At 37.4% G+C, this 1,933-nt stretch carries 2 protein-coding genes and 1 pseudogene; 1 reads left to right on the top strand and 2 read right to left on the bottom strand.

Annotated features, from left to right (window positions below; translation table 11 throughout):
• A pseudogene (locus AC1DRF_RS25290) lies at positions 1-348 on the bottom strand (anthranilate phosphoribosyltransferase); the annotation flags it as partial.
• A gap of 195 nt (positions 349-543) precedes the next feature.
• Between AC1DRF_RS25290 and AC1DRF_RS25285 the strand changes: the two are divergent.
• Positions 544-1,686: a C40 family peptidase gene (locus tag AC1DRF_RS25285; RefSeq protein ID WP_477741987.1), complete on the top strand. Its 1,143-nt coding sequence runs from the start codon at positions 544-546 to the stop codon at positions 1,684-1,686.
• Positions 1,687-1,766: 80 nt separating this feature from the next.
• Here AC1DRF_RS25285 and AC1DRF_RS25280 read toward each other — a convergent pair.
• The coding region (locus AC1DRF_RS25280; protein ID WP_477741988.1) for a 3D domain-containing protein at positions 1,767-1,933 on the bottom strand (167 nt) is incomplete at its 5' end.

Below are 1,933 nucleotides of genomic sequence, written 5' to 3'. Positions count from 1 at the left end.
TGTACAGTGTAAAAAAGCTGGCACACCTCTTTCAGCTAATAAAATCGATACAGGAATGGTCGCAAAAAATGAATTTCTCCCTGCATAAGGGCTTGCAAAATCAATTGATTTATCTTTTAACGGCTGAGACAGCGGTATTTCTTTTGTTTTTTCACGAAAAGCATGAACGAATCCCAATAGTTCATCTGCATTTTCAGTTTTAATACGTTCTGCAATAAAAAAAGCAGCGATCTGAGCATCCGTAGCTTCTCCAGAAGCGATTAAGCGAGCTGCTTCTTTTGCTTGTTCATACGTTAAGTCAGTTGATCCTCTTTTTCCGCGCGCTATTTCTTTGATAAATTGCTTCATATCGTACACTTCCTTTTTAACTGAATATTTGTACATTGTATCACATATTTTCTTTGTTCTTTAGATTATCTTCTATCAGGTACGCAAACTGCTAAAAAATATGAAATTAAAGGAAAAGTACTAGTTCTTTTATAACCTAATATAGTATAATCTATCTGCTATACTATTATTTGGATATTTGGGGGGGCTTTACAAATGAAAAAAGAGAAACTACTTGTACCATTTATAGCAGCATCCGTTTTAGTAGGAGCATCGGTGACAACGCCTGTTTTTAGTCACTCTGCTTATGCTGCTTCTTCTGTCAGCGTTTATCAAAAAGACGTTAATTCGCTAGCAGATTATTACGCACCATTTTATAAAACCGTAGAAAAAAAGCTAAAAGAAATTGAAGGAATAAAAGATGACGAAAAAGCGTTAGCTGCATATGATCAGCTTGCAGATCAAATTGACCAGTTTCTAACAAAGACTGATAAAAATTACGCGATGAATCATCTTAATTCGGAAGCTGATCAGCTTCAAGGGTATTTATACGACAGCTTAATTGCTCTTTATAATTACATTGTGGATCTTGAAGACTATGCGTACGGAGATGTAAGTGACGCGGAATTTAATAAGATCTCTGCAAATTTCGAAAAAGAAATCAACGCATACAATACGCAATTTCAGCAAAAAGCGAAGAGCTATAAAACGAAGCGAAAAGTAACGTTTAACGCAAATATGAGTTATTTGCTTGATGAAGATATTCAACCTTCACCAACAGCTCCATCTACACCGGCTGATAGCAATGGCACCTACACGGTGAAAAAAGGAGACACGCTGACAGCAGTTGCTAAAAAGTACGGCATGACGGTAGCTGAATTAAAAAAATTAAACAATTTAAAAACAGATGCGTTAAAAGTTGGACAAGTGCTGAAAGTGAAAAGTGCAAGCGCACCTTCGCCGGCTCCAGCACCTCAAACTTCTGTTAGTGCAAAACAGCAGCAAATTGTATCGTATGCTAAAACGCTAATTGGAAAGCCCTATAAATATGGGGGTACGACACCAAAAGGTTTTGATGTATCAGGGTACACACAGTATGTATATAAAAACGCGGGTTCAAATATTTCTATCCCCCGTACAGTAGCAGATCAGTATAAAAGCGGCACGGACGTAAAGCAAAACAGCCTCCAGGCTGGAGATTTAGTTTTCTTTAAAAACGGCAAATCCGTTTCAGTCGTAGGAATTTACCTAGACAAACAAGAATTCATTTATGTCAGCAGCAAAGGCGTTAAAACGCAATCACTTTCAACAGCGTACTGGAAAAACAGCTATGCGGRCGCAAAGCGTATTATAAAGTAAAAAGAGGTGCCATAAGGCACCTCTTTTGCTTTACTAGCTATGTATTTCTATACTAGACTAGCAATTTTATAAAGAACTTCTTAGTTCATAACCGTAATTTTAACAGATTTTCTTCCGAACTGTTGAGCATCACCTTCAGCAGGAACGAATACATCAATTCGATTGCCTTTAATTGCTCCACCTGTATCGGCAGCTACAGCTTCACCATAGCCTTCTACATAAACTTTCGAACCTAATGGAATAACAC

Source organism: Priestia sp. P5_B4 (assembly GCF_056400385.1).
The sequence above is the reverse complement of the archived record's forward strand: the minus strand, read 5'-3'. Positions and strand labels throughout refer to the sequence as shown.